The organism is Streptomyces sp. TRM64462, assembly GCF_013362995.1.
Lineage (GTDB): Bacteria > Actinomycetota > Actinomycetes > Streptomycetales > Streptomycetaceae > Streptomyces.
In genome coordinates this window covers 13,591-35,573 of the sequence record NZ_JABWDV010000076.1, presented here as the reverse complement: position 1 = coordinate 35,573, position 21,983 = coordinate 13,591, and the positions used below count along the sequence as shown (strand labels likewise).

Sequence of the window (21,983 nt, the reverse complement as noted above, 5' to 3'; positions counted from 1 at the left end):
GCTGGAGCTGGGCGTGCCGTACGAGGCGGCCCAGGTGCGGATGCTGCTGGCCGCCGCGAACCGGGCCGCCGGCGACACCGAGGGCGTCGTCCTGGAACTGCGCGCCGCGCGGGACGTGTTCGAGGCCGTCGGAGCCGTACCGGACGCCCGGCGTGCCGCCGCGCTGCTCGACGCCGTACGGGGCAGGGAGCCGCTGCCCGGCGGGCTGTCCGCCCGGGAGGCCGAGGTGCTGCGGCTGGTCGCCGCGGGGCGCACCAACCGGGAGATCGCCACCGCCCTCACCATCAGCGAGCACACCGTGGCCCGCCACCTCAACAACATCTTCGCCAAGCTCCAGGTGACCTCCCGCGCCGCCGCGACCGCCTTCGCCTACACCCACCACCTCACCTGACCCCTCATGGGCCGTTCCGCCCATCGGCGGACCGCCCGCGCCATGGGCCGTTCCGGCGATGCGGGGCCGCCGTGCCCCGGCCTACAACGGGGGCATGACCTCCACCAAGACCACCTCCTCCCTCTCCGCAGCCGGCGTGCGGGACGCGCGGCGGACCGTCTACCGGGCGAACCGGCGCGAGCTGACCGCCGACCTGCGGGACTTCCTCCAGGCGCACGTCTTCGCCACGTTCGCCACGCGGAGCGCCGACGGACGGCTGCATGTCGTGCCCGTCAACTACCTCTTCGAGGACGGGCGGTTCTACATCGCCACCTCCGCCACCAGCCTCAAGGCCCGCAACGCCGCCGCCCGGCGCCGGCACGTCACCGTGACCGTCGACGACCGGGACACCATCACGTGGGTGTCCGCCGCCGGCACCGCCGAGGTGCTGACCGGGGACGCCGCGCAGGACGTCAACCGTCGCCTGCACCTGCGGGCGTGGGGCGCCGAAGCCCTCGACGTCGTCGGGCCGTTCCTGGAGCGCACCGAGGACGTCGCCATCGCCGTCACCCCGACCTCATGGCGCTCCTGGGACTTCCGGTCCACCGTCCTGCCCGCCATGGCCGGCGCCGGTATCCCCCGCGCCGCTCTCGAAAGGCTCTTCCCGTCATGACCACGCTCACCATGACCCCGGACCTCGCGCCGCTGCGCGACGCCGTGCACGGCGACGTCATCGACCCGTCCGACCCCCGCTACGACGAGGTCCGCCGCGTCTACAACGCGATGCACGACCGCCGCCCCGCCGTCGTCGTGCGCGCCGTCGACGCGGCCGACGCCATCGCCGCCGTGACCTTCGCCCGCGACCAGCACCTCCCCCTCGCCGTGCGCGGCGGCTCCCACGCCGCCGCCGGGTACGGCACCTGCGACGACGGCCTGGTCCTCGACCTGGGCCGGATGCGGGGCGTCCGCGTCGACGCCGAGCACCGCACCGCCCGCGCCGAGGGCGGCTGCACCTGGGCCGACGTCAACCACGCCACGTACGCCTTCGGGCTCGCCACCACCGGCGGCGTCGTGTCGACCACCGGCATCGGCGGGCTCACCCTCGGCGGCGGCATGGGCCACCTCGCCCGCCGCTGCGGCCTGACCTGCGACAACCTGATCAGCGCCGACGTCGTCACGGCCGACGGCTCCCTCGTCACCTGCGACGAGCACCACGACCCCGACCTGTTCTGGGCGCTGCGCGGCGGCGGCGGCAACTTCGGCGCCGTCCTCTCCTTCGAATACCGGCTCCACCCCGTCGCGGACATCCTCGGCGGGCCCACCTTCTATCCGCTCGACGGGGACGTGGCCCGCCGCTGGCGCGAACTGATCGCGGACAGCCCCGACGCCTTCAACACCCTCTTCGGCGTGCTGCTCGGCCCGCCCGTGCCGTTCCTGCCCGAGCGGTGGCACGGCCGGCCGGTCTGCGCGACCGTGACCTGCTGGAGCGGTCCCGAGGAGGACGACGACCGGATCCGCGCCCGGCTCGGCGACCTCGGGCCCGTACTCGGCCAGTTCGTGGAGCGCATGCCGTATCCGGTCGTCAACACGCTGTTCGACGCGGACCTGCCGCCCGGGCTCTACCACTACTGGAAGGGCAACTTCAGCCGCGAGCTGACCGACGGCGCCATCGACGTCCACATGACGTACGGCAGCAGCCTGCCGTCCCTGCAGAGCGACACGATCATCTTCCCCATCGACGGCGCCTGCCACCGCACCGGGTCCGCGGACACGGCGTTCGCGGGGCGCGACGCCACCTTCTCGACGGCCTTCGGCCCCAGCTTCGCCGACCCCGCCGACATCGCGCGCAACGTCGCCTGGTGCCGCGCGTACGACGCGGCGCTGCGCCCGCACACCCAGGAAGCCGGCTACATCAACTTCCTCAGCGACGACGACCAGGACCGCGTACACACCAACTACGGCCAGAACTACGAGCGCCTGGTGGACGTCAAGCGCCGCTACGACCCCGGCAACCTGTTCCGCATCAACCACAACATCACCCCGTGAACCCCTCCCGCCCCGGGCACACGTCGAAGTGGCTCACCCGGCACGTGTCCGACGGCAGCGCACCCCGCAGGTTCACCGCCGTACCGTCCCCCGCGATGTACCAGCGCCTGCCCCGCGGCACCCCGGCCGCGGGGCGGACGCCCGGTTCTATCGCCACCCACCGGTCGCCCGTCGTCCGGTGCCACCGCGCCCGCCCGCCGCAGTACCGGCAGGTCATCGGCGCACCCGTGCGCGGCGCCGGCACGCGCGCCGGGCCGCCGCTCCCGGACGCCCGCAGCGCCGCCGCGGTCACCGGCAGCACGTCCCCGAGCCGTACCGGATCGCGGTCCGGCGAGCCCGTACCCGCACGGGTGCACGCCGGGCACAGCGGCATCATGAACGGGGCGCTCCACTCGGCACCCGGCGCCTCGCACACGGCACACAGGGGCGCCGCCGCGGCGGCGGGCAGGGCCGCTCGTGCGGCCGCCGCGATGGTCGTCACCGTCTTCACCTGAGCACCTCCGGTCACGCGTCGGTCAGCTCGCCCGTACGGCGTTCCGCACGGTGAGTCATCCCTGTCGATACTCGCAGCCACCACTGACAACGCCCGCCGCCCCGAACACCTGAACCCCTGCGACCCGGCGTAGGACCGCCCGTATGGTGTGGGCATGAGCAGCTCTCCCACCCGCTTCGACCGCGGCCACACCGACGACCTGATGACGTTCCTGACGGCCTCACCCTCGCCGTACCACGCCGTGGCCAGCGCCGCCGAGCGGCTGGAGAAGGCCGGATTCCGGCAGGTCGAGGAGACCTCCGCGTGGGACGGGACGACCGGCGGCAAGTACGTGATCAGGGGCGGCGCGATCATCGCCTGGTACGTGCCGGAGGGCGCCGCCCCGCACACCCCCTTCCGCATCGTGGGCGCCCACACGGACTCGCCGAACCTCCGCGTCAAGCCGCACCCCGACAGCGGGGCGCACGGCTGGCGGCAGGTCGCCGTCGAGATCTACGGCGGCCCGCTGCTGAACTCCTGGCTCGACCGCGACCTCGGCCTCGCCGGCCGTCTGACGCTGCGCGACGGCAGCCACCGCCTGGTCAACGTCGACCGGCCGCTGCTGCGCGTCCCGCAGCTCGCCATCCACCTGGACCGGCAGGCCAACGAGGGCCTGAAGCTGGACCGGCAGCGCCACATGCAGCCCGTCTGGGGCCTGGGCGACGAGATCCGCGAGGGCGACCTGATCCGCTTCCTCGCCGACGAGGCCGGGCTCGACGCCGAGGACGTCACCGGCTGGGATCTGATGGTCCACTCCGTCGAACCGCCCGCCTACCTGGGCCGCGACCGCGAGCTGCTGGCCGCGCCCCGCCTCGACAACCTCCTGTCCGTGCACGCCTGCACGGCCGCGCTCGCCGCCGTCGCGACGTCCGACACGGAGCCGGAGTTCATCCCCGTACTGGCCGCCTTCGACCACGAGGAGAACGGCTCCGAGTCCGACACCGGCGCCCACGGACCGCTCCTCGGCACGGTGCTGGAACGATCCGTCCACGCCCGCGGCGGCGGCTACGAGGACCGCGCCCGCGCCTTCGCCGGCACGATCTGCCTGTCCTCCGACGTCGGCCACGCCGTCCACCCCAACTACGCCGAGCGGCACGACCCGACACACCACCCGCGCCCCAACGGCGGCCCGATCCTCAAGGTGAACGTCAACCAGCGGTACGCCACGGACGGCACCGGACGTGCCGTGTTCGCCGCGGCGTGCGAGGACGCGGGCGTGCCGTGGCAGTCGTTCGTCTCCAACAACGACATGCCGTGCGGCACGACGATCGGCCCGATCACCGCGGCCCGCCACGGCATCCGCACGGTCGACATCGGCGTCGCCTGCCTGTCGATGCACAGCGCCCGCGAACTGTGCGGCGCCGACGACCCGTACCTCCTGGCGAACGCCCTGGTCGCGTTCCTCAAGTAACCCTGCCCGCCGAAGCCGTGAGGTAGGGGCTCGCGGGGCGGAGCCGACCGGATTCGAACCGGCGTCCTCACGGTTTTGGAGACCGCGCGCGACGACCTCTGCGCTACGGCTCCGCCTTGAGCGCCATCCTAGGAGACGGCGACACGCGGGCGGGGCGCGGTCGTCGAGCCGTCCTCATGAGGGTGCGCCGCTGCTGTGCGGGGTCGGCTGGAGGGCGCCCAGGACCGACGGCATGTCCGTCCTGTGGGTGATGACGAGGACCGGCACGCCGTTGTCCTCGCACTCCAGGACCAGGGACTCGCCGTCAAAGGCGAGGCCGGCCCCCGGGTCCGTCCAGTACGGCGGGCGGGCGCGGAGCGGGGTCAGGGTGCGCGGGACCGCGCGGCGGGCGAAGGCACCGGTCGGGTCCGGGGTCGTCGCCAGGCAGCCCGGGCCGGCGACCAGCCAGCCGCCGCCCCCCTTCCCGTACGGGACCTCGCCGTGGACGCTGCCTTTGAACACCTGCTCCGCCGTCGGCACGGACGGCGGCAGGTGGACGGTGTCGTCGCCGGTGTCCGGCCGGCGCCGCAGGACCAGGGCGGCCACCGCGCAGACGGCCACGGCCACCAGCGCGCCCACGGCCACGAGTCCCCACGCGGCAGCCATGCTGTCGGTGATCCAGGGCGCCAACGCCCCGAAACCGGCGAGGCAGAGCGCCGCGACGAGCGGCAGCACGACCTGCCAGGGCGACGCCCGGAGTGTCACCTTGGAGTGCCGGGCCCACCAGTACGCGGACCACAGGAACCCGAGGCCGAAGAAGCCGGTACCCCATCCCCATGTGGCGTAGATCTTGTAGTCGTCGCGCGGGTCCGCTGTCGTCCAGCGGCGCGTGGAACCGGACTCGACGTACCGGATCTGGCCCTGCCAGTAGGTGACCTCGACGCGCGCCCCCGCCCAGGCGGCCGTGGGCTGCGGGAGACCACGCAGGCGGGTCCGGCTGGACGTGCCGTCGGCCTCCGTGAGACGCAGCCAGTACGTCGCTTTCCTGTGCTGCAGGTTGGCCTTCTCGACGTGGTCGACGCGGGCCGTGACGGTACGCAGGCAGTCGCTGTCGGGGCCGTCCGGCGACGCGCAGGGCACCGCCGCCCGGAGGGCCCGCGCGTCGTCGAGCGCGCCACGCAGCGGGAAGGCCAGCAGCCACGTGGCTGCCAGCAGCAACGCGATGCCGATCACCATGGCTGGGCGGATCGACACATGCTTCATCGGGCGCGACTGGGACTGGTCCGTCTGGGCAGGGTGCACCCGCACAGTCTGGATGCGGCGGTGCGCGCAGAACACGGGCCCCGCCCGCAGCACCGCACGGCCGCTCACTGCCGGAATCCGGCAACGGCCTGTGTGCGCTGCTGCGCCGCCGGCTCAGGCGTGGTGGGCGACGGCGCCTGGACGCCTAGGCGTCCAGGCCCGCCAGGATCAGCGGCAGTCGGGTCGCGCCGCCGTCCACGACGCGTACCGGGACGCCCCAGTCCTGCTGGTGGACGTGGCAGGCCGGGTATTCGTTGGCCGGGTCGTCGTCGCAGGAGGCGGCCATCGCGGAGACGTGCAGGACGCCCTCCGTGACGTCCGGGGCGAGCTTCAGCTCGCGGGACAGGTCCGTGCCCGCGCCCTCGCCGTCCGCGAGCAGCTCGGGGGGCGTCGACGACACCAGGAGGCGGGTCGACGGGCCGTACCGCTCGTCCAGCTTCTGGCCGGCCGGGGCGCGGAAGACCACGTCGAGGGAGAGCACGCCGGGCGCGACCTCGGTGGCCTCGCGCCGCGTGCGGTGGGCGACGGCCTCGACCCGTACGGCCTCGTCGGGCAGGCGCAGCCGGGTCAGCCGGTGCCGCGCCGACTCGACGACGAGGACGTCGTCCCCGACGAGCACCGCGTCGCTGGGCTCCCGCAGGTCGGTCGCCAGGGTCGTGACCTCGCCCGTCGCGGGGTCGTAGCGGCGCAGGGCGTGGTTGTACGTGTCGCAGACGGCGACGGAGCCGTCGGGGAGCGCCGTGACGCCCAGCGGGTGCTGGAACAGGGCCTGGGCCGCGGCGCCGTCGCGGTGGCCGAAGTCGAACAGGCCGGTGCCGACGGCGGTGTGGACGGTGCCCTCCGGGTCGGCCCAGCGCAGGGCGCTGGTCTCGGAGTCGGCGATCCACAGCCGGTCCTCGGTGGCCGCGAGGCCGGACGGCTGCGCGAACCAGGCCTCGGCGGCGGGCCCGTCGACCAGCCCCTCGTTGGTGGTACCGGCGGCGACGGCGACCGTGCTCGTCTCCGGGTCGTACGCCCACAGCTGGTGGACGCCCGCCATGGCGATCCACACCCGGCCCTGCCACCAGGCGACGTCCCACGGCGACGACAGGGCCACTTCGCGCGCGTGGCCGGACGTCGGGGAGCCCTGCATCCACTGTGCGCCGGTCCCGGCGAGGGTGGTCACCTCGCCGGTGGCCGGGTCGAGGGCCCGCAGGGCGTGGTTGACGGTGTCGGCGACCACGATGCGCCCGTCGGGCAGCGCGCACAGGCCCTGCGGCTCGTTGAAGCGGGCCTCGGCCGCGGGGCCGTCGGCCAGGCCGCGCTCGCCGGAGCCGATCCGCCGTACGACGGTCTCCCCGTCCTGCGCCAGCTCCACGAGCTGGTGGCGCGTGGTGTCGGACACCAGCAGGTTGCCCGAATCCAGCACCAGGGCCTTGCCGGGGAAGCGCAGGTGCGTGGCGACCGGCTCAGGCGGTACGTACGGCCCGTCGCCGCGCCGCAGGGTGCCCTTCGCCTCGTGCTCGGCCTCAAGCTCGGCCACCAGCTCCGCGAGCGCGTGCGCGTGGCCCTCGCCCGCGTGCTGGGCGACGACGTACCCCTCCGGGTCGATCACGACGAGCGTCGGCCAGGCCCGCACGGCGTACTGCTTCCAGGTCGCGAGCTCCGGGTCGTCCAGGACCGGGTGCTCCACCCCGTACCGCTCGACGGCGTCGACGACGGCCTGGTGCTCCGCCTCGTGCACGAACTTCGGGGAGTGCACCCCGATGATCACCACCGTGTCCCGGTGCTGCTCCTCCAGCTCCCGCAGCTCGTCGAGGACGTGCAGGCAGTTGATGCAGCAGAACGTCCAGAAGTCGAGGATCACAATGCGTCCCCGCAGGTCGGCGAGGGTGTACGAGCTGCCGCCCGTATTGAGCCACCCGCCCTTCCCGACGAGCTCGGGAGCACGGACACGGGCACGGCGGGGCGTCGCGGGGACCGGATCGTTCATGGTTCAAGAGTGCCATCCCCGCGGCAACCCTTTGCGCGCGCGGTGGCGACTGTCCCGTGACCCCCACCTCGTACGGAAACGGGATACGACATGAACGAGAGCCGCAACCGAGCCCGGCACCGCAGACGCGGCACCGTCGCCCTCAGCGTGGGCGTTCCGGTGGCCCTGGCGGCCGCGGGCGTGCTGGCGTACGGCACGGCCTTCGGGGCGCTCGGTGACGACGCCGCGCCCAAGGCGCGGGCCGCTGCCGCCGAGGCCGCGCAGGCAGCCGCCGAGGCCGCGCCCGCGTGGGCCCTGGAGGCCGCCGACGGGTTCGCCTCGGTGAACGCCCTGGGCCAGAACGGCACGTATGGCGGGCGCGGCGGCGCGGTCGTCACCGTGCGGACGCTCGCCGACCTGGAGAAGTACGCGACCGCCGCCGAGCCGTACGTCATCGTCGTGGCCGGGACGATCACCATGAACCCCACGGGCAAGGAGATCAGGGTCGCGTCCGACAAGACCATCGTCGGGTCGGGGACCAGCGGTCACATCGTCGGCGGCGGCTTCTTCCTCGGCCAGGGCGTCCACAACGTCATCATCCGGAACCTGACGATCCGGGACGCGTATCAAGGGGTCTGGAACGACAAGGACCACGATTTCGACGCCATCCAGATGGACGGCGCGCACCATGTGTGGATCGACCACAACGACCTGCGGCACATGGCCGACGGTCTGATCGACAGCCGCAAGGACACCACGTACGTGACGGTGTCCTGGAACCGGCTGAGCAACAACAACAAGACCTTCGGCATCGGCTGGACGCAGAACGTCACCGCGAACCTGACCATCCACCACAACTGGTTCCGCGAGACCGAGCAGCGCAACCCGTCCACCGACAACGTCGCCCACGCGCACCTGTACAACAACTACCTCCAGGACGAGGCCGGCACCGGCATCGCCTCCTCCTACGGCAACTACGCGCGCGGGCGCACCAAGATGGTCCTGGAGAACAGCTACTTCCAGGGCATGCGGAACCCGGTCATCAAGGACGCCACCGCCTCCCTGGTCCAGCGGGGCAACATCTTCTCCGGCACCAGCGGCCGCAACGAGAGCGGCGGCACGGCGTTCGACCCGAAGGCGTACTACTCCTACACGCTGGACGCCGCCGCCGACGTGCCGTCCAAGGTGAAGTCCGGCGCCGGGCCGCGCTCCACCATCGGCAGGGCGAGCACGGCGGGCGCCACCGGCACGGCGGGCGCCACGGCAGCCGCCGCCACGACCCTCACCGTCGCCAAGGACGGCAGCGGCCAGTACACGAGCGTGCAGGCCGCCGTGAACGCCGTGCCCGCGGGCAACACCTCCCGGGTCGTCATCCAGATCAAGCCCGGCACATACCGCGAGACGGTCACCGTCCCGTCGAACAAGCCGCACGTCACCTTCCAGGGCACCGGTGCCAGCCGCAAGGACACGGTGATCGTGTACGGCAACGCCGCCGGCACGCCCAAGCCCGGCGGCTCCGGTACGTACGGCACGAGCGGCAGCGCCACCGTCGCCGTCCTGGCCGACGACTTCCAGGCCCGCAACCTGACCGTCTCCAACGACTTCGACGAAGCGGCGAACCAGCACATGAGCGGCCACCAGGCCGTCGCCCTGCGGACCGCCGCCGACCGGGTCCTGCTGGACGGCGTCATCGTCAGCGGCGACCAGGACACCCTGCTCCTGGACACCGCTTCCAAGGACCGGCTCGGCCGCGTCTACATGACCAACTCGTACGTCGTCGGCAACGTCGACTTCGTCTTCGGCCGCGCCACCGCCGTCATCGACCGGTCCGTCATCACCCTGAAGAAGCGCTGGAACGGAACCTCGGCCGGATACATCGCCGCGCCCAGCACGGCCGCCGACCGCAAGGGCTTCCTGATCAACCGCAGCGTCGTCAACGGGGACGTCAGCAACGGCAGCTTCTACCTCGGCCGGCCCTGGCACGCGGGCGGCGACGCCTCCCTCAGGCCGCAGGCCACCTTCCGGAACACCCACCTCAGCGGCGCCATCAAGGCGGCCCCCTGGACCGACATGAGCGGCTTCTCCTGGAAGAACGACCGCTTCGCCGAGTACGAGAACAACGGCCCCGGCGCCGGTCCCCAGAGCACTGAGCGCCCGCACCTGACGGACGCCCAGGCGGCCGGCCAGGAGGTCGCGGACTGGCTCGGCGGCTGGACGCCCGGCGCCTGACCCGGCCTCCGCACGGCCGCAGGGCCGCACGGCCGAACCGCCGCACCACGCGCGCGTAGCGCGGAAGTCCCGCTCTACGCGCGCGTAGGCGGCGGCGTGCCCAGCACCCGGTCCTTGAGGGCCGGGAACTGGTCCCGGGTCAGCTCCACCTTCGCCGGATCCAGGTCCACCGTCAGGACCTCCTCGCCCGCGCCCGCCTCCGCCAGGACCTCACCCCACGGGTCGACGACGATGCTGTGCCCCGCCTGCTCGACGCCCGCGTGCGAACCGGCCGTTCCGCAGGCCAGCATGTACGCCTGGTTCTCCACCGCCCGCGCCTGCGCGAGCAGCGTCCAGTGCGCGCGGCGCCGGGCGGGCCAGCCCGCCGGGACGACGAACGCCCGCGCGCCCGCGTCCACCAGGCCCCGGAACAGCTCGGGGAACCGCAGGTCGTAGCAGGTCGCGACGCCGAACGGGAGCTGCGGGTGCGGCACCGTCACCAGGTCGTCGCCCGCCGCCATCAGCACGGCCTCGCCCTGGTCGAAGCCGAAGCGGTGGATCTTCCGGTATGAGCGGACCAGCTCACCGGACGGCGAGAAGACCAGGGACGTGTTGTACAGGGCACCCGAGGGGGCGCGTTCCACGATGGACCCGGCGTGCAGCCACACGCGCGCTTCCCGTGCCGCCTCGGCCATCACCGCGTACGTCGGGCCCTCCAGCGGCTCGGACTCGGCCGCGAACGACTCGTACGCGAAGGCCCCGACGGGCCACAGCTCCGGGAGCACCACCAGGTCCGAGCCCCGCTGTTCGCGTACGAGGTCGGCGGCCCGGCCGCGTCGAGCGGCTACCGATTCGTCCGGGTTGACCGCGATCTGAAGGAGCGAGGCGCGCACATTACCACCGTCCTGGCGTTGGAGCCGTCAATACGGGCCTACGATCGTCACACGAAAGCACTGCCGAGGGGCCTGTGGGGAGCGTACTGTTCTCTTCCGGGGGACGTCCCCCGGACCCCCGCAGCCGCCGCAGCACCCAGCCCGCGTACCAAGCCGCACGAGGGGTCCCGTGACCGTCCATCCCAGCCTCCAGACCTACGCCGACGCCTGGACCCATTCCATCGAAGCGATAGCCGAGCTGGTACAGCCGCTCGCCGAGGCGGAATGGAACCGCGCCACACCGTGCCCCGGCTGGTCGGTCCGGGACATCGTCTCCCATGTCATCGGCATGGAGTGCGAGATGCTGGGCGACCCACGGCCGATTCACTCCCTGCCGCGCGATCTGTACCACGTACGCAGTGACTTCTCCCGCTACATGGAGATGCAGGTCGATGTGCGCCGCCACCACACCGCGCCGGAGATGACCTCCGAGCTCGAGTACATCCTGATCCGCCGCGCCCGCATGCTGCGCAACGAGTCCCGCTCCCCCGACACGCTGGTGCGCGCCCCGCTGGGCGCCGAGCAGAGCCTCGAAGTGGCCTACCGGATGCGCGCCTTCGACGTGTGGGTGCACGAGCAGGACCTGCGCACCACCCTCGGCAAGCCCGGCAACCTCGACTCGCCCGGCGCGTACGTCGCCCGCGACACCTTCCTCACGGTGCTGCCCAGGGTCGTCGCCAAGGACGCGGGCGCCCCGCCGAACTCGGCGGTCGTCTTCGACGTCAGCGGCCCGGTCGAGTTCATGCGGACGGTGCGTGTCGACGCGGACGGGCGCGGCACGGTCGACGGCGCGCCGTCGCTGGGCCCGGCCGTCACGTTCGCGACGGACTGGGAGACGTACATGCGGCTCGCCTGCGGCCGTGTACGGCCCGCGGCGGTCGCGGACCGGATCAAGGTGGAGGGCGACGAGGAGCTGGCGGCGGCGATCCTGGCCCACTTCGCCATCACGCCCTGATCCCGTCCGGGCCTGACGCCGGCACGCGCGCGCCCGCGTCCGTGCCTCACGCCGGTACGCGCCGTTGCCTCACGCCGGTACGTGTACGGCCTCCACGCGGCTGGCCACGAGCCGTTCCCGCTCGCGGCGCGCCGTGCGGCCGCGCAGCCGCAGGATCTGGGCGAGGCCCAGCGCCTGCAGGACGAACACCGACGAGAACGCGACGCGGTAGTCGCCGCCCGTCGCGTCCAGCAGGACGCCGACGGCCAGCAGCGTCGTCATGGACGCGGTGAAGCCGCCGATGTTGACGATGCCGGACGCCGTGCCCTGCCGCTCGGACGGGTTGGCGGGGCGGGCGAAGTCGAAGCCGATCATGGACGCGGGGCCGCACGCGCCGAGCACCACGCACAGTGTGGCCAGCAGCCATATCGGCGCACGGTCGCCGGGATAGGCGATGGTGGCCGCCCATAGGGTCGCCGTCGCCGCCACGGTGCCCAGCGCCAGGGGCGTACGGGCGGCGTGGTGGCGGGCGATGATCTGCCCGTACGCCAGGCCCACGACCATGTTGGAGAGCACCACCAGGGTGAGCAGCTCACCCGCCCGCCCCCGGCTCAGGCCCTGTGCCTCGGCCAGGAACGGCATGCCCCACAGCAGCAGGAACACCATCGCGGGGAACTGCGTGGTGAAGTGCACCCACATGCCGAGCCGCGTCCCCGGCTCCCGCCACGCGGCCGCGATCTGCCGCCGCACGTACGCCACGCCCGCGTGCGGCACCGGCTCCGGCGCGTACCCCTCCGGGTGGTCCTTCAGGAACAGCAGCACCAGCGCGAGGACGACGAGCCCCGCCGCCGCGCTGCCCGCGAACGTCGCCGTCCAGCCGAGGCCGTCCAGCATCCGGGCGAGCACGATGGTGGAGACGAGGTTGCCGAGGACCCCGAAGAGCCCGGCGAGCTGCGCGATCAGCGGCCCGCGCCGGGCGGGGAACCAGCGGTTGCCGAGGCGCAGCACGGAGATGAACGTCATCGCGTCGCCGCAGCCGAGCAGCACCCGTGCGGCGAGGGCCGTTGCGTACGAGGGCGACAGCGCGAAGCCGAGCTGGCCCAGCGTGAACAGCACGATCCCCAGGGTCAGGACCTTGCGCGTGCCGAGCCGGTCGACCATCAGGCCGACGGGTATCTGCATGCCGGCGTAGACGAGAAGCTGGACGATCGAGAACGCGGACAGCGCGGACGCGTTGACCTGGAAGCGGTCGGCCGCGTCGAGCCCGGCGACGCCCAGGGACGTACGGAAGACGACGGCGACGAGGTAGACGGAGACGCCGACGCCCCACACGAGGGCGGCGCGGCGGCCGCCGGGTGGGTCGGCGGGGAGCGGGGACGGCGGGGAGGGCGGGGACGGGGGAGACGGCGCGGCGGGGCTGCTGCTCACCGGTCGTCACCCCGGACCAGCACCCGCACCCGTCCGACGTGGGCGCGCACGCACCGGGCGGCACCCTCGGCGTCGCCGGCCCGCAGTGCCTCCAGGATCTCGGTGTGCTCGGTGATGTTCTTGGCGATGCGGTCGGGGTGCGCCTCCATGACGGCGACGCCCATGCGGAGCTGCCGGTCGCGCAGCTGGTCGTACAGCTTGGACAGGATCTGGTTGCCGGCGTTGCGGACGATCTCGGCGTGGAAGCAGCGGTCCGACACGGCGACGGCCCGCAGGTCGCCTTCGCGCGCGTGGAGCCGCTGTTCCTCCAGGAGCTCCTCCAGCCGCGCCACGAGCCGCGCCGGTACGGGCACCGCCTTGCGTACGGCGAACTCCTCGACGAGCAGCCGAGTCTCCACGACGTCCGCGATCTCCTGCGCCGAGACGGCGAGGACGAGGGCGCCCTTCTTCGGGTAGAGCTTCAGCAGCCCTTCCATCTCCAGCTTGAGCAGCGCCTCGCGGACCGGGGTCCGGGACACCCCGACGGCCTGCGCCAGTTCGCCTTCGGTGAGGAGGGTGCCGCCTTCGTAGCGGCGGTCGAGCACGGCTTCCTTGACGTGGTGGTAGACGCGCTCGGCGGCGGGCGGGGCCGGGGCTGAGGACGGGGCGGGCGACGGTGCGGCGGCTGGCATGCGCACAGCATAGATACAAGAGGGGTGCAACAGCAGGGCCCGTCCGCGATGCGGACGGGCCCTGTGGACCGCGCCGCTCAGCCGCCGATGGGCAGCCAGCCGCTCCACGTGCCGGTCGCCTCGTTGGGGCCGGTCGCGCCGTCGCGCAGGACGACGCGGAACTTGACGTTGCCCTTCTCGCTCATGTTGTAGTTGCACTCGCCCCAGCCGGCGGACGCGCCGCCGGACCAGTGGCACTCGCCGGAGCGGCCGTAGTCCGTGTACCACTGGGCGATGACGCGGAATCCGTCGCCCTTGTGGTCGTCCATGAGGAACTTGTCGCCGTAGGACTGGAAGCAGCCGGTGCCCGCCTTGGTGCCGTTCGTGTACAGGGTCCGGCAGTGGGTGTAGTCCGCCAGCGTGCCCACACCCGCCGGCTTGGCCTGCTGGGTGCCTCCGCCCTGTCCGGCCGCGTGAGCCGGAAGTGATGTGCCCATGACAGCCGCAGTCGCTGCGGCGGCCGCCGCTGCCGCGTAACGAAGCTTCAAGGTGCTCTCCTCCATCAACCGTTCACCGTGCGGGATGGTCCCCCGAGTGGAACCGCCTTGCCCCTCGGAAGCTAGCCGTCAACGCACCGCGCACAGAAGGAAATCCGGGTGCATCTGTCGCCTTCCCGCCACCTTCCCGTTCACGGGCCGTTCAGCGGGGTTTCGGCTGGGATTCCGTCGGACCCCAGGGTTACCGTGGGAGTGCTGCTACGAACAGCGACCTCATGGGGGCCGGGTTACTTGTAACCAGGGAGGGGACACGATGCAGGACGCATCGGAACGTCAGCACATCGTCGAACTGCTGGTGCGGGGCTGGAGCGACGACCGCATCTCGCGCGAACTGGCACTCAGCAAGCGGACCGTCCAGCGCCGCGTCCAGGATCTGATGCAGGAGCACGGCTGCTCCAGCCGCTTCGCGCTCGGCTTCACGCTCGGACTGCGCCTGGGCATGCGGGCGCCGGGCCGGGCGGGCAGCCCTCCGGGCAGCCCGGGCCACCACCCGGGCAGGACGGTAAGAGCGAAGGGCCCGGACGCACCGTCGCGTCCGGGCCCCCGGCGGCCTTGGGTGGAGAGATCCGTCAGGCCCAGGTGATCAGGCGCTTCGGCTGCTCCAGGATCGCGGCCACGTCGGCCAGCACCTTCGAACCGAGCTCGCCGTCGACCAGGCGGTGGTCGAAGGACAGCGCCAGCGTGGTCACCTGACGAGGCTTCACCTTGCCCTTGTGCACCCACGGCTGCAGCTTGATCGCACCGACCGCGAGGATCGCGGACTCACCCGGGTTGAGGATGGGCGTGCCCGTGTCGACCCCGAAGACGCCGACGTTGGTGATGGTCACCGTGCCGCCCTGCATCGCCGCCGGTGTCGTCCTGCCCTCGCGGGCCGTGGACACCAGCTCGCCGAGCGCCGCCGCCAGCTCCGGGAGGGTCTTGGCGTGGGCGTCCTTGATGTTCGGCACGATCAGGCCGCGCGGCGTCGCGGCGGCGATGCCCAGGTTTACGTAGTGCTTGAGCACGATCTCCTGGGCGGCCTCGTCCCAGGAGGCGTTGACCTCCGGGTTCCGCCGGATCGCGACGAGCAGGGCCTTGGCGATGAGCAGGAGCGGGTTCACCCGCACCCCGGCCATGTCCTTGTCGGCCTTCAGCTCCTCGACGAGTTTCATGGTGCGCGTGACGTCGACCGTGACGAACTCGGTGACGTGCGGCGCCGTGAACGCCGACCCGACCATGGCCGCCGCCGTGGCCTTCCGTACGCCCTTGACGGGGATACGGGTCTCCCGCTCCCCCGCCGCCGACGGCGCCGCCACCGGCGCCGGGGCCTGCACGGGCTGTACGGGCTGCGCGGGCTCGGGCGCGGGCGCCGGGGCCTGCGGCGGTACAGCTGCCGGGGCCTCGGCCGGGGCGGCCGCCCGGTGCACGTCCTCGCGCGTGATGATCCCGTCAGGACCGGTCGGGACCACGGCCGTCAGGTCGACGCCCAGGTCCTTGGCCAGCTTCCGTACGGGCGGCTTGGCCAGCGGCCGCGCCTCGGGCACGGGCGCCACTGGCGCCGGGGCGTGGCCGTTCAGCTCGCCCTGGACCGCCGCCTGCGCGGCCGGGGCCGCACCGGTGGGCACCGGCTGCTTGCGCGGGCGCCGCTTCGTGGACGACGCGGCCACGCCGTACCCGACCAGCACCGGCTGGCGGCCCTGCGGCTCCTCCTCCTCCGCGACGGGCGCCGCGGGAGCCTGGGCAGCGGCAGGCGCGGCCGGCGCGGCGGGAGCGGCCACCTCGGCGGCCTGAGCGGGCGCCTCGGCAGCGGCGGCAGCGGCGCCGCCACCCCCCGCCACGTCGACCGAGATGATCACCTCGCCGACGTCGACGGTCGTACCCTCCGGGAAGCGCAGCTCGTGCACGGTCCCGTCGAACGGGATCGGCAGCTCCACAGCCGCCTTCGCCGTCTCGACCTCGCACACGACCTGGCCGTCGGTGACGGTGTCGCCGGGCTGCACGTACCACTTGAGGATCTCGGCCTCGGTGAGTCCCTCACCGACGTCCGGCATCTTGAACTCGCGGATCACGGTGTTCTCGCCCTTCCTCAGTACGCCAGCGCGCGGTCGACGGCGTCGAGCACCCGGTCAAGCCCCGGAAGGTACTCCTCCTCCAGCCGGGCCGGCGGGTACGGGGCGTGGTAGCCGCCCACGCGCAGCACCGGGGCCTCCAGGTGGTAGAAGCACCGCTCCGTGATGCGGGCGGCGATCTCCGCGCCCGAGCCGAAGAACACCGGCGCCTCGTGCACGACGACCAGCCGGCCCGTCTTCTCGACGGACGCCTGGACGGTGTCGAAGTCGACCGGCGAGACCGACCGCAGGTCGACGACCTCGATCGACTTGCCCTCCTCCGCGGCGGCGGCCGCGGCCTCCAGGCACACCTTCACCATGGGACCGTAGGCCGCCAGGGTGAGGTCCGTGCCGGTGCGCGCGACCCTCGCCTTGTGCAGCTCGCCCGGGATGGCCTCGGTGTCGACCTCGCCCTTGTCCCAGTAGCGCCGCTTCGGCTCGAAGAAGATCACCGGGTCGTCGCTCTGGATGGCCTGCTGGAGCATCCAGTACGCGTCAGACGGCGTCGAGGGCGAGACCACCTTCAGGCCCGCGACGTGCGCGAACAGCGCCTCGGGCGACTCGCTGTGGTGCTCGACGGCGCCGATGCCGCCGCCGTACGGGATCCGGATGACGACCGGCATCTTGACCTTGCCGAGCGCGCGGGCGTGCATCTTCGCGAGCTGCGTGACGATCTGGTCGTACGCGGGGAAGACGAACCCGTCGAACTGGATCTCCACGACCGGCCGGTAGCCGCGCAGGGCCAGGCCGATGGCGGTGCCGACGATGCCGGACTCGGCGAGCGGCGTGTCGATGACCCGCTCCTCGCCGAAGTCCTTCTGCAGGCCGTCGGTGACCCGGAACACGCCGCCGAGCTTGCCGACGTCCTCGCCCATGACGAGGACCTTGGGGTCGGTCTCCAGGGCCTTGCGCAGCGACTCGTTGAGCGCCTTCGCCAGGGGGAGCTTCTGCACAGCCATGATCACTTGACCTCGCCATCCGCGAACGACGCCTGGTACGCGGCGAACTGCGCGCGCTCCTCGTCGACGAGCGCGTGCCCGTCGGCGTAGACATTCTCGAAGATCGCCATGTCGTCGGGGTCGGGCATGGCGCGCACGGCCTCGCGGACGCGCTTGCCGAGCGCCTCGCTCTCCGCCTCCAGCTCCTCGAACCAGGCCGCGTCGGCGTGGCCCTGGGCCTCCAGGTAGCGGCGCAGGCGCAGGATCGGGTCCTTCGCCTCCCAGGCGGCCCGCTCGTCGTCGTGACGGTAGCGGGTGGGGTCGTCGGACGTGGTGTGGGCGCCCATGCGGTACGTGAACGCCTCGACGAGGGTCGGGCCCTCGCCGCGGCGGGCCCGCTCCAGGGCCCAGCGGGTCACGGCGAGGCAGGCCAGGACGTCGTTGCCGTCCACCCGTACGCCGGGGAAGCCGAAGCCCTGCGCGCGCTGGTAGAGCGGGACGCGGGTCTGCTTCTCGGTGGGCTCGCTGATCGCCCACTGGTTGTTCTGGCAGAAGAACACGACCGGCGCGTTGTACACCGCCGAGAAGGTGAACGATTCGGCGACATCGCCCTGGCTGGAGGCGCCGTCACCGAAGTACGCGATGACCGCGGAGTCCGCGCCGTCCTTGGCGACGCCCATGGCGTAGCCGGTGGCGTGCAGGGTCTGCGAACCGATCACGATCGTGTACAGGTGGAAATTGTTGCTGTTGGGGTCCCACCCGCCGTGGTTCACACCACGGAACATGCCCAGCAGATTGGTCGGGTCGACCCCGCGGCACCAGGCGACACCGTGCTCGCGGTACGTCGGGAAGACGTAGTCGTCGTCGCGCAGGGCCCGGCCCGAGCCGATCTGGGCGGCCTCCTGGCCGAGCAGCGAGGCCCACAGGCCCAGCTCGCCCTGGCGCTGGAGGGCGGTGGCCTCGCCGTCGAAGCGGCGGGTCATCACCATGTCGCGGTAGAGGCCGCGCAGCTCGTCGGGGCTGAGGTCGACGTCGTAGTCCGGGTGCTGGACACGCTCACCCTCGGGGGTGAGCAGCTGTACGAGCGGGGGCTCGGCGTTCGAGTTCTGCGGCTTCTTGGCGCGGGCGGCGCGCTTGGCACCACCGGCGCCGGCGCTGCCGGTGCTGCCGGTGCTGGTGCCGCTGCTGCGTCGCGGCTTGCGCGCGGCAGTGCTTTCCACGGTCACGTGCGTGCTCCTCCGTCGGTCCGGCCCCCGGGGTCCGCCGGGCGGCCAGTGCGGCGTTCCGCCTGGTTCCGTACGGGTGCACGGGGTGGGTGCGCTCGGCCGGGAACAGGCGTGACAGGTGCCCCGGCGAGCACCCTGTCATAGGCACGTTACCCAGTGCGTCGCATTCCTGCGAAACCCCATTTGACCTGCGATTTTGCTTGGATTTCCAAGTAAATCGAGAATTGCGGGGACAACGGGGGGACAACCACTGGTCACAGCCTTGCAGGCCGCCGGAACCCTGGCACGTTATCCCGCGTACCCGGGCCACGGGAAGACTTGTTTTCCAGGGTGATCTCATGTTGATCTAACATCTGTCGAGTGCCGCGCTCATCTGTAACGCCACCCGTGAACGCGCTCCTGCGCCGTTACGTCCCCCGTGCCGAGCCCCTGTCCTGCGTCCCCCTCTCCCAGGGACTGCTCAACAACGGCTACCGGCTCACCACCACCCGCGGCACCTATTTCCTGAAACAGCACGTCGACGCCCCGACCTCCGACCGGGCCACGATCGTCCGCCAGCACCGCGCGACCCAGAGCCTCCACGACCTCGGCGTCCCGGTGGCCCCGCCGCTGCCCGACACGAGGGGGCGGACCGTCGCGCTGATCGACGGGCACTGTTACGCGCTGCACCCGTGGGTCGAGGGCCGCCACCGGGACGGCACGCAGCTCACGGCGTCCGGTTCGCGGCGGCTCGGTGCGCTGCTGGGGCTGGTCCACACGTGCCTGGAGAAGGTCATGGGCCACGGTGCCGGCGGTCCTGACGGCGGTGCTCCGGGCGGGGGAGCGGGCTGCGGTGCGGGCGGGGGTGCGGGCGCGCGGGAGTACGCCAGCGCCGACCCGGAGGACACGTTCCGGCTGATCGACGAGCTGCTGGCGCTGGCCAGGGGGCGGCGGCCCCGCGAGCCCTTCGACGAGCTGGCCGAGCACCGGCTCGTGGAGCGCCGCCGGCTGCTCGCCGAGCACGCGCACCGGCGCCCGGCCGCGCCCGTGGCGGGCGGCTGGGTGCACGGCGACTTCCATCCGCTGAACCTGCTGTACCGGGGCGCGGAGCCCGCCGCGATCGTCGACTGGGACCGGCTGGGCGTGCAGCCGCGGGCGGAGGAGGCGGTACGGGCGGGGCTGATCTTCTACGTACAGCCGACCGGCCGCCTGGACCTGCGGAAGGTACGGGCCTACGCGCGCGCGTACCGCCGCGCTTCGGGCGCGGGCGCGGCCGAACTGGCGGCCGCCGTGCACCGGGTGTGGTGGGAGCGGCTCAACGACTTCTGGATACTGCGCTGGCGCTACGAGCTGCACGACAGCAGGGCCGACCCGCAGTTTCCCGCGGCGTCGGCCCTGACGGTGTGGTGGACCCGCGAATACGAGGCGGTGCGCGACGCGTTCGCCGGGTGACGGTCCCTCAGGTGCCTCGGCCCCCTCAGGTGCCTGAGGCTCCTCAAGTGCCTCAGGCTCCTCAGGTGCCCGTGGTGCTCCCGGTGGTGCCCGTCGTGGTGCCCTGCGTCGTACCGCCCTGCTGGCCCGAGCTGGTGGTACCGCCCGTGTCGCCGGAGCCGCCGTCGGTCGTCCCGGTGGTGCCGCCGTCGGTGGTGGTGCCGTCGGTGGTGCCCTGGTTGTTGCTGCCGTCCGTCGACCCGTCGGTGGTGCCGTCGGTCGTGCCGCCGTCGGTGGTGCCGTCGGTCGTGCCCTCGTCGGTGCCGCCGTCGCTCGTGCCCGCGTCGGCGGATGAGCTCTGCGACGGGGACGGGTTCTGGCTGCTCGGGGACGTGTCCGGGGTCCACGGCGTGCGGTTGCCCCAGTCGCCGCTGCCGCCGGTCGAGGTGTCCGGCTCCTCTTCCTCCTCGCTCTGCGAGGGGGACGGGGTGGCGCTGGGCTTCTCGGACGAGACGGACGGGGACGGGCTCACGCTCGGCCTGGTGCCCGGGGTGGCCGTGTTGTCGCTCGCCTTGATCGCGTACACGACCCCCGCCACGATCGCGACCAGCGCGAACGCCACGAACAGCAGCACCTTGCCGCGGCCGCCACCGCCGCCGTTGCCCTGGCCTCCGTAGCCGCCGGCGTACGCGCCGTCGTCGGGGTTGCGCGGCGGCAGGATCGGGCCCTGCGAGGTGTCGCCGTGCATCGGCTGCCCGTGGCCCTGGCGGGCCGGATGGCCGCCGTGTCCGCCGTGTCCGCCGTGGGCTCCGTGTCCGGCGGGGGCCCCGTGGCCGCCGGGGCCGGTGGGGGCGCCCATGACCGCGGTCGCGGACATCCCGCCGTCGTGCTGGCCGTGCCCGCCGTCGTACGCGCCGCCGATCGGGCCCGTGTTCCACGTGCCGGTGTGGCCGCCCTGCTCCTGGAGCATGCGCAGCGCGTACTGGATGAGCCCGCGCATCTCCTCGGCGCTCTGGAACCGGTCGTCCGGGTCCTTCGCGAGTGCGCGCATCGCGAGCCCGTCCAGCTCCGGCGGCGCCACGTCGGCGACCTCGGACGGCGGTACGGGCATGTCCTGGACGTGCTGGTACACGACCGACAGCGGCGTCTCGCCGACGAACGGCGGCCGCAGGGCGAGGAGTTCGTACAGGAGGCAGCCGGTGGCGTACAGGTCGGAGCGGTGGTCGACGGCCTTGCCGAGCGCCTGCTCGGGCGACAGGTACTGGGGCGTGCCCATGACCATGCCGGTCTGCGTCATCGTCGTGGACGCGCCGTGCAGGGCGCGGGCGATGCCGAAGTCCATCACCTTGACGGCGCCGCTGTGCGTGATGATGACGTTCGCGGGCTTGATGTCACGGTGGACGATGCCGTGCTGGTGCGAGTACGCGAGCGCTTCGAGGACGCCCGAGACGATGATGAGCGCCTGCTCGGGCGGCGGTGCCTCGGCGCTGATGAGGAGGTCGCGGATGGTGCGGCCCTCGACCAGCTCCATCACGATGTACGGCACGGACTGGTCGCCCACGACGTCCTCGCCGGAGTCGTACACGGCGACGATCGCGTGGTGGTTGAGGCCCGCGACGGACTGCGCCTCGCGGGTGAAGCGGGCCTTGGAGACCGGGTCCTCGGCGAGGTCCGGGCGGAGCAGCTTCACGGCGACCGTGCGGCCGAGCCGTACGTCCTCGGCGGCGAACACCTCGGCCATGCCGCCACGGCCCAGACGGTGGGTCAGCCGGTAGCGGCCGTCGCCGACGAGGCCGCCGACGCCGAAGTCCCCGACGTCGGAGGAGCCGCCGGCGCCGCCGGTCGGGCGCTCCGGCGCTCCGTCGTCCGACACTCCGCCGCCACCTGCTTCGGATCCGGGTGCCATCGTCCTCGCCGTCATTTCCGTGCGCTGTCCGCGCGCTGTCCTCGCCACGTCACGCTACAGCCTCCGCGCGACGAGCCGGTTCGGGATGGACGGGCCATCAAACCCGTTCCACGTAC

The 21,983-nt window shown here is 72.7% G+C and carries 19 protein-coding genes and 1 tRNA gene; 8 read left to right on the top strand and 12 right to left on the bottom strand.

Going from position 1 to position 21,983, the window contains the following annotated elements; all coding sequences use genetic code 11:
- The 3 genes from HTZ82_RS03570 to HTZ82_RS03560 form a co-directional block, all read left to right on the top strand.
- On the top strand, positions 1-391 hold a 391-nt coding region (locus tag HTZ82_RS03570), incomplete at its 5' end, for a response regulator transcription factor (RefSeq protein WP_175407782.1).
- Positions 392-485: 94 nt separating this feature from the next.
- On the top strand, positions 486-1,043 hold the full coding sequence (locus tag HTZ82_RS03565) for a pyridoxamine 5'-phosphate oxidase family protein (RefSeq protein WP_175407781.1): 558 nt from the start codon (positions 486-488) through the stop codon (positions 1,041-1,043).
- Complete coding sequence (locus tag HTZ82_RS03560) at positions 1,040-2,416, top strand: FAD-binding oxidoreductase (RefSeq protein WP_175407780.1); 1,377 nt, start codon at positions 1,040-1,042, stop codon at positions 2,414-2,416. The genes HTZ82_RS03565 and HTZ82_RS03560 overlap by 4 nt, the downstream gene beginning before the upstream one ends.
- Here HTZ82_RS03560 and HTZ82_RS31960 read toward each other — a convergent pair.
- On the bottom strand, positions 2,406-2,633 hold the full coding sequence (locus HTZ82_RS31960; RefSeq protein WP_254711590.1) for a DUF6083 domain-containing protein: 228 nt from the start codon (positions 2,631-2,633) through the stop codon (positions 2,406-2,408). The genes HTZ82_RS03560 and HTZ82_RS31960 overlap by 11 nt on opposite strands.
- Before the next feature lie 430 nt (positions 2,634-3,063).
- Here HTZ82_RS31960 and HTZ82_RS03550 point away from each other — a divergent pair, with 430 nt between their 5' ends.
- On the top strand, positions 3,064-4,359 hold the full coding sequence (locus tag HTZ82_RS03550; RefSeq protein ID WP_175407778.1) for a M18 family aminopeptidase: 1,296 nt from the start codon (positions 3,064-3,066) through the stop codon (positions 4,357-4,359).
- A gap of 38 nt (positions 4,360-4,397) precedes the next feature.
- On the opposite strand, the gene HTZ82_RS03545 is transcribed toward HTZ82_RS03550, so the two are convergent.
- The 3 genes from HTZ82_RS03545 to HTZ82_RS03535 form a co-directional block, all read right to left on the bottom strand.
- A tRNA-Trp gene (locus tag HTZ82_RS03545) sits at positions 4,398-4,472 on the bottom strand.
- A 61-nt stretch (positions 4,473-4,533) separates the two neighbouring features.
- A complete protein-coding gene (locus tag HTZ82_RS03540) occupies positions 4,534-5,592 on the bottom strand; it encodes a hypothetical protein (protein ID WP_175407777.1) in 1,059 nt (352 codons plus the stop codon).
- A 193-nt stretch (positions 5,593-5,785) separates the two neighbouring features.
- Positions 5,786-7,612 (bottom strand): NHL domain-containing thioredoxin family protein, encoded by a 1,827-nt coding sequence (locus HTZ82_RS03535; RefSeq protein ID WP_175407776.1) that lies wholly within the window; start codon positions 7,610-7,612, stop codon positions 5,786-5,788.
- Positions 7,613-7,702: 90 nt separating this feature from the next.
- On the opposite strand from HTZ82_RS03535, the gene HTZ82_RS03530 reads away from it, so the two are divergent.
- Positions 7,703-9,820: a pectinesterase family protein gene (locus HTZ82_RS03530; RefSeq protein ID WP_175407775.1), complete on the top strand. Its 2,118-nt coding sequence runs from the start codon at positions 7,703-7,705 to the stop codon at positions 9,818-9,820.
- 74 nt (positions 9,821-9,894) lie between these two features.
- Here HTZ82_RS03530 and HTZ82_RS03525 read toward each other — a convergent pair whose 3' ends face one another.
- Positions 9,895-10,692: a carbon-nitrogen family hydrolase gene (locus HTZ82_RS03525; protein WP_175407774.1), complete on the bottom strand. Its 798-nt coding sequence runs from the start codon at positions 10,690-10,692 to the stop codon at positions 9,895-9,897.
- A gap of 169 nt (positions 10,693-10,861) precedes the next feature.
- Between HTZ82_RS03525 and HTZ82_RS03520 the strand changes: the two genes are divergently transcribed.
- The gene (locus HTZ82_RS03520; RefSeq protein WP_175407773.1) at positions 10,862-11,686 is read left to right on the top strand and encodes a maleylpyruvate isomerase family mycothiol-dependent enzyme; all 825 of its coding nucleotides are present in this window, start codon (positions 10,862-10,864) and stop codon (positions 11,684-11,686) included.
- A gap of 69 nt (positions 11,687-11,755) precedes the next feature.
- On the opposite strand, the gene HTZ82_RS03515 is transcribed toward HTZ82_RS03520, so the two are convergent.
- The 3 genes from HTZ82_RS03515 to HTZ82_RS03505 form a co-directional block, all read right to left on the bottom strand.
- Positions 11,756-13,093 (bottom strand): nitrate/nitrite transporter, encoded by a 1,338-nt coding sequence (locus tag HTZ82_RS03515; protein ID WP_175407772.1) that lies wholly within the window; start codon positions 13,091-13,093, stop codon positions 11,756-11,758.
- Entirely contained in the window at positions 13,090-13,764 is a 675-nt protein-coding gene (locus tag HTZ82_RS03510) for a GntR family transcriptional regulator (protein ID WP_175407771.1), read from the bottom strand. The genes HTZ82_RS03515 and HTZ82_RS03510 overlap by 4 nt, the downstream gene beginning before the upstream one ends.
- A gap of 77 nt (positions 13,765-13,841) precedes the next feature.
- Entirely contained in the window at positions 13,842-14,240 is a 399-nt protein-coding gene (locus HTZ82_RS03505) for a hypothetical protein (protein ID WP_175407770.1), read from the bottom strand.
- Positions 14,241-14,553: 313 nt separating this feature from the next.
- Here HTZ82_RS03505 and HTZ82_RS03500 point away from each other — a divergent pair, with 313 nt between their 5' ends.
- On the top strand, positions 14,554-14,883 hold the full coding sequence (locus HTZ82_RS03500; RefSeq protein ID WP_175407769.1) for a helix-turn-helix domain-containing protein: 330 nt from the start codon (positions 14,554-14,556) through the stop codon (positions 14,881-14,883).
- Here HTZ82_RS03500 and HTZ82_RS03495 read toward each other — a convergent pair.
- Genes HTZ82_RS03495 through pdhA form a run of 3 tightly spaced genes read right to left on the bottom strand, consistent with a single transcriptional unit; the run spans position 14,870 to position 18,551 of the window.
- Complete coding sequence (locus HTZ82_RS03495; RefSeq protein WP_175407784.1) at positions 14,870-16,330, bottom strand: dihydrolipoamide acetyltransferase family protein; 1,461 nt, start codon at positions 16,328-16,330, stop codon at positions 14,870-14,872. The two genes, HTZ82_RS03500 and HTZ82_RS03495, sit on opposite strands and share 14 nt — an antisense overlap.
- 35 nt (positions 16,331-16,365) lie before the next feature.
- Positions 16,366-17,346 (bottom strand): alpha-ketoacid dehydrogenase subunit beta, encoded by a 981-nt coding sequence (locus tag HTZ82_RS03490; RefSeq protein ID WP_175407768.1) that lies wholly within the window; start codon positions 17,344-17,346, stop codon positions 16,366-16,368.
- A gap of 2 nt (positions 17,347-17,348) precedes the next feature.
- Positions 17,349-18,551: a pyruvate dehydrogenase (acetyl-transferring) E1 component subunit alpha gene (gene pdhA, locus HTZ82_RS03485; RefSeq protein ID WP_175407767.1), complete on the bottom strand. Its 1,203-nt coding sequence runs from the start codon at positions 18,549-18,551 to the stop codon at positions 17,349-17,351.
- Between the two features lie 360 nt (positions 18,552-18,911).
- Here pdhA and HTZ82_RS03480 point away from each other — a divergent pair, with 360 nt between their 5' ends.
- Complete coding sequence (locus HTZ82_RS03480; protein ID WP_175407766.1) at positions 18,912-19,982, top strand: phosphotransferase; 1,071 nt, start codon at positions 18,912-18,914, stop codon at positions 19,980-19,982.
- A gap of 61 nt (positions 19,983-20,043) precedes the next feature.
- Here the strand turns inward: HTZ82_RS03480 and HTZ82_RS03475 are convergent, their stop codons facing one another.
- Positions 20,044-21,867: a protein kinase gene (locus HTZ82_RS03475; RefSeq protein WP_175407765.1), complete on the bottom strand. Its 1,824-nt coding sequence runs from the start codon at positions 21,865-21,867 to the stop codon at positions 20,044-20,046.
- Between the last annotated feature and the right edge of the window lie 116 nt (positions 21,868-21,983).

Excerpts from the sequence above, each read along its gene's own strand:
- HTZ82_RS03565 (WP_175407781.1), top strand. The coding sequence starts at position 486 with ATGACCTCCACCAAGACCACCTCCTCCCTCTCCGCAGCCGGCGTGCGG.
- HTZ82_RS03560 (WP_175407780.1), top strand. The coding sequence starts at position 1,040 with ATGACCACGCTCACCATGACCCCGGACCTCGCGCCGCTGCGCGACGCC.
- HTZ82_RS31960 (WP_254711590.1), bottom strand. The coding sequence starts at position 2,633 with ATGACCTGCCGGTACTGCGGCGGGCGGGCGCGGTGGCACCGGACGACG.
- HTZ82_RS03550 (WP_175407778.1), top strand. The coding sequence starts at position 3,064 with ATGAGCAGCTCTCCCACCCGCTTCGACCGCGGCCACACCGACGACCTG.
- HTZ82_RS03535 (WP_175407776.1), bottom strand. The coding sequence starts at position 7,612 with ATGAACGATCCGGTCCCCGCGACGCCCCGCCGTGCCCGTGTCCGTGCT.
- HTZ82_RS03530 (WP_175407775.1), top strand. The coding sequence starts at position 7,703 with ATGAACGAGAGCCGCAACCGAGCCCGGCACCGCAGACGCGGCACCGTC.
- HTZ82_RS03510 (WP_175407771.1), bottom strand. The coding sequence starts at position 13,764 with ATGCCAGCCGCCGCACCGTCGCCCGCCCCGTCCTCAGCCCCGGCCCCG.
- HTZ82_RS03505 (WP_175407770.1), bottom strand. The coding sequence starts at position 14,240 with ATGGGCACATCACTTCCGGCTCACGCGGCCGGACAGGGCGGAGGCACC.
- HTZ82_RS03500 (WP_175407769.1), top strand. The coding sequence starts at position 14,554 with ATGCAGGACGCATCGGAACGTCAGCACATCGTCGAACTGCTGGTGCGG.
- HTZ82_RS03495 (WP_175407784.1), bottom strand. The coding sequence starts at position 16,330 with ATGCCGGACGTCGGTGAGGGACTCACCGAGGCCGAGATCCTCAAGTGG.
- HTZ82_RS03490 (WP_175407768.1), bottom strand. The coding sequence starts at position 17,346 with ATGGCTGTGCAGAAGCTCCCCCTGGCGAAGGCGCTCAACGAGTCGCTG.
- HTZ82_RS03475 (WP_175407765.1), bottom strand. The coding sequence starts at position 21,867 with ATGGCACCCGGATCCGAAGCAGGTGGCGGCGGAGTGTCGGACGACGGA.